This window comes from Cellulosimicrobium cellulans (assembly GCF_042723955.1).
GTDB classification, from domain to species: domain Bacteria; phylum Actinomycetota; class Actinomycetes; order Actinomycetales; family Cellulomonadaceae; genus Cellulosimicrobium; species Cellulosimicrobium cellulans_H.
Map to the genome: position 1 here is coordinate 66,585 of NZ_JBHXIC010000012.1, position 6,716 is coordinate 73,300.

The following is a 6,716-nucleotide window of genomic DNA, read 5'->3' on the forward strand; positions in this document are numbered from 1 at the left end:
CCGCACACCGAAGGATCCACCACGCTGGAGGTCGTGCGGCACCATCCCGTCGCACACCAGCCACGCGCCCGCCTCGCCACCCGCGAGGCGGGCGTCGGTCGAAGGAGCCCGGCGTGAGCACGACCTCTCGTCCCCGTCCCCGCACCCGCGACACCCGGTCCGCGTCGCCCGGCCGAGCGCCCCGCACGGCGGTCGTCGTCGGCGCCGGCATGGTGGGCCTCGCCACCGCCTGGCACCTGCAGGAGCAGGGCGTCGAGGTGACCGTCGTCGACCGCGAGGGCGTCGCCGCCGGATCCTCGTGGGGCAACGCCGGGTGGCTCACCCCCGGCATGGCGATGCCGCTCGCCGACCCGTCCCTGTGGACGTACGGCCCACGCGCCCTCCTCGACCCCGCCGCCCCCCTGCACGTGCCCCTGCGGTTCGACCCGCGCCTGTGGACGTTCTTCGCGCGCTTCATGGCGCACGCGACGCAGCGCCGCTGGGACCACGCGATGGCGGCGCTCACCCCGATCGACCGCGTCGCGCTCGACGCGTTCGACGAGCTCGCCGCTGGCGGGAGTCTCGGGCACGGCGTCGAGGCCGGCACCACGCCGGGGCCGTTCACCGTCGCGTTCGAGCACGTGCGCGAGGCCCGGCCCTTCCTCCGCGAGCTCGAGCACGTGGCCGCCGCCGGCCAGACCGTGCCCGTCCGGCGCGTCGAGGCCGGCGAGCGCGCCCACCAGCTCACCGACAGCGTCTCCACCGTCTACGCCCTCGAGGGCCAGCGGTTCCTCGAGCCGGGACCGTTCGTCCACGCCCTCGCCGACTCCGTGCGCGCCCGCGGCGGGCGGATCCTCACCGGGCTCGAGGTGCTCGACGTCGAGCCCGGCCGCCTCGGCGCGTGCGTCTTCGCACGCGCCGTGCACCCGGACGCCGCCGCGCACCCCGCGCTCGTGGGCGCCGCCGGAGCGACCGGGGCGAGCGGCACGGCCGGGGCGGGCGACGCCGTCGGGCACGAGGCCGGGACACCTCGCCGGGCCGGGTCCCCCACCGAGCGTGAGGAGGGGGTCGTGCTGCGCGGCGACGCCGTCGTGCTCGCGACCGGCGCGTGGCTGCCGACGCTCGCCGCGCCGCTCGGCGTGCGCACGCGCGTCCAGGCCGGGCGCGGCTACTCGTTCACCGTGAAGACCGATGAGCCCGTCGAGACGCCGATCTACCTGCCCGCGCGCCGCGTCGCGTGCACGCCGTACCAGGGGCGGTTCCGCATCGCGGGGACCATGGAGTTCCGCGGCCCGGACGAGCCGCTCCAGCCGCGCCGCATCGAGGCGATCCTCGCGTCCGTGCGGCACCTGTTCCAGGGCGTCGACCTCGACGACCGGCACGACGAATGGGTCGGGTCGCGGCCCGTCACGCCCGACGGTCTGCCGCTGGTCGGTGCGACGCGCACCCCCGGCGTCTACGTCGCGGGCGGTCATGGCATGTGGGGCATGGTGCTCGGGCCCGCGACCGGCCGCGCGCTCGCTCACCTCGTGACGACCGGGGAGACCCCCGACGAGATCCGCCCGTTCGACCCGCTGCGCTGAGCCCGACGGCGGCCGACCCCGGCCGACCCGGCCGACCCGGCCGAAAGACCCTGTCCGGCGGGGGCGCCGCGTCCTAGCGTGGTCGTCATGAGCGTGCGAGAGGAGCACCGGACGGCACTGCGCGCCCTCGACGGCGACCCGGCGGCGGTGCGGGCGTACCTCGCCGCGCGTTCCGGACTCCCGGGACCCCGGGCGAACCTCGAGCTCCTGGGCGCGTTCGCCGACGTCGCCCCCGCCGACCTCGTGCGCGCCCTCGCCGACGACCCCGACGAGTACCTCCGCTGCTGCGGCACGTGCGGGCTGGGCCGGCTCGTCGTCCAGGCCCCCGCCGACGCACGCGCGGCGTCGACCGACCGGCTGCGTGACCGCGCGTCGGACGGGTCGTGGCGCGTCCGCGAGGCCGTCGCCATGGCGCTCCAGCGGATCGGTGACGCCGAGCCGGCCATGCTCCGCGCGCTCGTGTCGTCGTGGGTGGCCGACCCTGACCCGCTGGTCCGCCGCGCGGCGGTCGCCGGGATCTGCGAGCCGCGCCTCCTCCGGAACCCCGCGACCGCGACCGCCGCGCTGGACGCCTGTGCGGCCGCGACCGCCTCGATCGGCGCGCTCCCCTCCGACGCACGCCGCGACGTCGACGTGCGCACGCTGCGCCAGGCCCTCGGGTACTGCTGGAGCGTCGCCGTCGCCGGTGACCCGGCCGCCGGCGTGCTGCGGTTCGCCGCGCTGCGGGGGTCGTCGGACCCGGACGTGGCGTGGGTCGTGCGCGAGAACGAGAAGAAGGCGCGCCTGCGCCGCGTGCTCGACCACACGGCCTGACCGTGCCACGGGAGCGTCGCGGCGACGGCGGCGCGGCGGGCAGCACGGCGCGCGGGGCGGCGGGTTGACCACGGGTCTTGCGCCACCTCGCCGCGGTCTATATGTTTAATCGAAATACTAATCCGCGAGGAGGGAGTCCGATGAGCAGCACCACCGAGCCGACGACGAGGATGGCCGAGCTGGCCGCCACGGACGAGGACCTCCGCAGCCTGCTCTCCGGCGGCTGGCTGCGCTACCGCACGTCGCCGGCGCTCCAGGAGCTGACCCGCGACGCGCACGCGACGTGCACCCGGATCGGGCGCGTGTACTTCGAGGACGTCGACGAGGCGCGCCGCCTCTTCCACCGCCTCGTCCCCGGCGCCGAGGACGGGATCGACTTCCGGCCGCCGCTGACGATCGACTACGGCGACCGCCTGCTGATCGGCGCGCGGACGTTCATCAACGCCGACTTCATGGTCATCGGCGGAGGTCTCGTCACGATCGGTCCCGACTGCCTCATCGGGCCGCGCTGCTCGATCTACACGCCGAACCACGCCGAGGACGTCGTCCGCCGCCGCGAGGGATGGGAGCGCCCCGAGCCCGTCACCATCGGGAGCAACGTGTGGATCGGCGGCTCGGTGACGATCACGCCCGGCGTGACGATCGGCGACGACAGCATCATCGGCGCGGGGTCCGTGGTCACGCGGGACGTCCCCGCGGGCGTCGTCGCGGTGGGGAACCCGTGCCGACCCGTCCGCGCGATCACGACCGCCCCCGAGGACACCACCTCCCGCTGAAGCAGATCCGGCGGTAGCGCCCACGGCGGCCCGCACCGGCCGCGCCCGGGCACGGGACCCCACGGGTGTGCGCGCGCGCTCGCCTACGCTGGCGCGCATGGACCTCGCGCGCTCGATCCCGCTGTTCGTGCTCGCCGCGCTGCTGGAGATCGGCGGGGCGTGGCTCGTGTGGCAGGGCATGCGCGAGCACCGGGGTTGGCTGTGGATCGGGGCGGGCGTCGTCGCGCTCGGGCTCTACGGCGTCGTCGCGACGCTCCAGCCGGACGCGAACTTCGGCCGCATCCTCGCTGCGTACGGCGGGGTGTTCGTCGCGGGGTCGCTCGCGTGGGGCATGGCCGTGGACGGCTTCCGTCCGGACCGCTGGGACGTCGGCGGCGCGCTGCTCTGCCTCGCCGGCGTCGCCGTCATCATGTACGCACCGCGGCCGGAGTAGCCGGTCAGAGGCCGACGGCGGCCGGTGCGGGCGCGGCGGACCGTGACGGGGCGCGGTCCTCGGGGCGCCGGGCGAACGGGCGGATGCGCTCGAGGTAGTCGGCGATGGCGTCGCGGTTCTTCTCGAGGATGCGGATGCGGTCCTCCAGGCGGCCGAGCTCCGTCTCGAGGAGCTCGATCTTGTCCGGGTACGCGTTGTGCAGGTGGATCTCGGGCGCGTTGCCGAGGCAGGGCAGGAACTCCTTGATGATCTTGGTCGTGAAGCCGACCTCGAGCAGGCCGCGGATCTGGAGCACGCGGTCGACCAGGTGCTCGCCGTACTCGCGGTAGCCGTTCTCGGCCCGCTCGGGCGTGAACAGCCCTTGCTCCTCGTAGTAGCGCAGGAGCCTCGTCGGGGTCCCGGTGCGCCGGGACAGCTCGCCGATCCGCACGTGATCCACCTCACCTGGTCGCGTCGCTTGACCTTCACATCAATGTCAGACATCGATGCTAACCCCATGTCCACGACGAGCACACCCACCACCGCCACCGTCCCGGACCCCGGCACCGCGTCGGCCGGCGCCCCTCTCGCCGCCTCCGGCGCCCGCAGCCCGGGCGCGCTGCCGCTCGGCGCGCTCCTCGCGCTCGCGGCGTCGGGATTCCTCACGCTGCTCACCGAGATCCTCCCCGCGGGCGTGCTGCCCGCCATGGCCGGCGACCTCGGTGTCGGGGCCGGCGCCGCCGGGCAGACCGTCACGGCGTTCGCGGTCGGCGCGATCGTCGCCGCGATCCCGCTCACGCGCGCCACGGCGCGGTGGGACCGTCGCACGCTGCTCCTCGTGACGGTCGCCGGGTTCGTCGTCGCGAACACCGTCACCGCGGTGTCGTCGTCGTTCGCGCTGACGCTCGTCGCCCGGTTCGCCGCAGGGCTCGTCGCGGGCCTCACGTGGGCGCTCCTGCCCGGGTACGTGCGTCGGATCGTGCCCGCGGACCGCGTCGGCCGTGCGATGACGATCGCCATGGCCGGCGGCCCGCTCGCCCTCACGCTCGGCGTGCCCGCGGGTGCGGTGCTCGGCGCCGCCGTCGGGTGGCGGTGGACGTTCGGCGTCCTCTCGCTCGTCGGCCTCGGCCTGCTCGCCTGGGTCCGGCTCGGCGTCCCCGCCGCCGCGGGCACCCCGCGCGGCGCCCAGCTCGCGATCCGCGCGGTGCTCCCCCGCCCCGGGCTGCGTCCCGTGCTCCTGGTGACGGGCCTCAACGTGCTCGCCAACACGTCGCTCTACACGTACGTCGCGATCCACCTCGCGCACCTCGGGCAGGGCTCGCGCACCAGCGTGCTGCTGCTCGTCCTCGGCGCGGCGTCCGCCGCCGCGCTCGTGCTCGTCGGTGCGCTCATCGACCACCGCCTGCGCGCCCTCACCCTGGGCTCGGTCGTGGTCTTCGCCCTCGCGATGCTCGTGCTCGGCCTCGCGCCGACGTCGACGGTCGTCGTCGTGGTCGCCGTCGCCGCCTGGGGCTTCGCGTTCGGCGGGGCCGGCACCCTCTACACGACCGCTGCGGCCCGGGCCGCGGGCGACGGCGCCGACGTCGCGCAGTCCGCGCTCGTCACCGTGTGGAACACGTCCGTCGCGCTCGGCGGCGCCGTCGGTGGCGCGGCGCTCGCCGTCGCCGGCCCGGCGGGCCTGCCGTGGGTCTCGCTCGCGCTCATGGTCCCGGTCCTGGCGACCGTCGTCGCAGGCCGGCGGCACTCCTTCCGCTGAACCGCTCCGCCGCTGAGCGGGAGGCACGGGCTTCCCGCCGAGCGGGGTCTCTGCCAGGATCGGCCCGTGGCCATCGACGCCCCGACCGGCAGGGGGCCGACGCACGCCGTCGGAGCCGGAGACCTCGAGCCTGCCCTTCCCGGACTCGGTCCGGAGCCGACGCGCGAGGAGTACGCAAGCTGGTCCCGCCGCGTCGTCGCGTCGCTGCTCGACACGGCGATCGTCGCGACGGTGCTGTTCCTCGCGGTCGGCCCTGCCTACGAGGTGGCCTGGCTCCCCGGGATCAGCTTCGGCGTGACCGCGAGCACCGTGGTCCCCGGCGGCACCTGGTGGGCTCTCGGCACCTCGGCCGCGCTCTTCGCCCTCCAGGGCTGGACCGGGGCGACGCCCGGCAAGCGGACGGTGGGGATCGTCGTCGTGCACGACACGACCGGCCGACCCGCCGGGCTCATCCGCACCGTCCTGCGCCACCTGGCCCACCTCCTCGACGCGATCCTGTACATCGGCTTCCTCCGCCCGCTGTGGCACGCGCAGCGCCGGACGTTCGCCGACTCGGTATGCAGCACGGTCGTGCTGCGACGCGTCCGCCCGCCCGTGCCGTTCCTCGGCCCAGGCACCGGCCTGGGCGGCCCGACGCCGTCACGCACCGTCACCGCCGCGGCGACGGTCCTCTCGGTGGGGAGCGCCGTCTTCGTCCTCGGGCCGGCCACGTACACCGGTGGGGACATGTGGACGGCGACGTGCACACCGGAGGTGTCGGACGAGTCCCCGCTGACCGTCGGCGACGTGCAGGTCGTCAACTGGTCGGTGCCGGGCACCGAGAGCCGGTGGGGCGTGACCCGGACGAGCCCCCTCCCCGACGAGGCCGGGGACGAGACGGGCCTCGACGCGTCGTTCGCGGTCGACGTCGACGTGAACGCCACGCCCGACCAGCCTCTCGACGCCGCGCTCGTCCTGCGCCTCGAGACGTGGCAGGGCGACGACCTCGGCACGTTCGAGTCGCCGTTCCGGGTCGAGCAGAGCGTCGACGGCAGCAGCACCTGGGAGATCGTCGGACCGACGCCCAGCGGCTCGGGGCTCGACGCGGTTCACGTCCCGGCGGCGACGGTCGCCGCGCTCCCGACGGCGTGGAACTGGGAGGCCTCGGTCGTCGTCGAGGGCGAGACGGTCGCGTCGTGCGGGGGCCGCGGCGCGCCCTGAGCACGCGCCCCCTGAAGGACGCGCTTCCCGCGCCACCGGGGCGGGCCGAGCACGACCCCACCCCGCGTCGAACACGACACGAGGGTCGTTATCCGGCGAATAACGACCCTCATGTCCGTCGTCGTGCCCTCGCCTGTGGACGGGCCCGTGATCGCCGGGCCGGTGGGTAGCCGTAGCGCCCCGGTGAGCGGTGCCGC

Annotated in this window: 7 protein-coding genes; 6 read left to right on the forward strand and 1 reads right to left on the reverse strand. The window is 75.5% G+C overall.

All coding sequences use genetic code 11. The features are described 5' to 3' along the window. Window positions 1–113 precede the first annotated feature (113 nt). The 4 genes from ACFWH7_RS05535 (at window position 114) to ACFWH7_RS05550 (ending at window position 3,584) form a co-directional block, all read left to right on the forward strand. The gene (locus ACFWH7_RS05535) at window positions 114–1,562 is read left to right on the forward strand and encodes an NAD(P)/FAD-dependent oxidoreductase (protein ID WP_378215463.1); all 1,449 of its coding nucleotides are present in this window, start codon (window positions 114–116) and stop codon (window positions 1,560–1,562) included. Between the two features lie 87 nt (window positions 1,563–1,649). Next, window positions 1,650–2,375 (forward strand): HEAT repeat domain-containing protein, encoded by a 726-nt coding sequence (locus tag ACFWH7_RS05540; protein ID WP_378215464.1) that lies wholly within the window; start codon window positions 1,650–1,652, stop codon window positions 2,373–2,375. 140 nt (window positions 2,376–2,515) lie between these two features. Continuing rightward, window positions 2,516–3,151 carry a sugar O-acetyltransferase gene (locus ACFWH7_RS05545; RefSeq protein ID WP_378215465.1) on the forward strand — a complete coding sequence of 212 codons (636 nt, stop codon included), beginning with the start codon at window positions 2,516–2,518 and terminating at the stop codon, window positions 3,149–3,151. Between the two features lie 97 nt (window positions 3,152–3,248). After that, window positions 3,249–3,584: a YnfA family protein gene (locus ACFWH7_RS05550; protein WP_378215466.1), complete on the forward strand. Its 336-nt coding sequence runs from the start codon at window positions 3,249–3,251 to the stop codon at window positions 3,582–3,584. 4 nt (window positions 3,585–3,588) lie between these two features. Here ACFWH7_RS05550 and ACFWH7_RS05555 read toward each other — a convergent pair whose 3' ends face one another. Beyond that, entirely contained in the window at window positions 3,589–4,014 is a 426-nt protein-coding gene (locus tag ACFWH7_RS05555) for a MerR family transcriptional regulator (protein WP_378215467.1), read from the reverse strand. Between the two features lie 66 nt (window positions 4,015–4,080). Between ACFWH7_RS05555 and ACFWH7_RS05560 the strand changes: the two genes are divergently transcribed. Then, on the forward strand, window positions 4,081–5,319 hold the full coding sequence (locus ACFWH7_RS05560) for an MFS transporter (RefSeq protein WP_378215468.1): 1,239 nt from the start codon (window positions 4,081–4,083) through the stop codon (window positions 5,317–5,319). Window positions 5,320–5,385: 66 nt separating this feature from the next. Continuing rightward, window positions 5,386–6,519, forward strand: a complete 1,134-nt coding sequence (locus ACFWH7_RS05565; RefSeq protein WP_378215470.1) for an RDD family protein — start codon at window positions 5,386–5,388, stop codon at window positions 6,517–6,519. The last annotated feature ends 197 nt before the right edge of the window (window positions 6,520–6,716 follow it).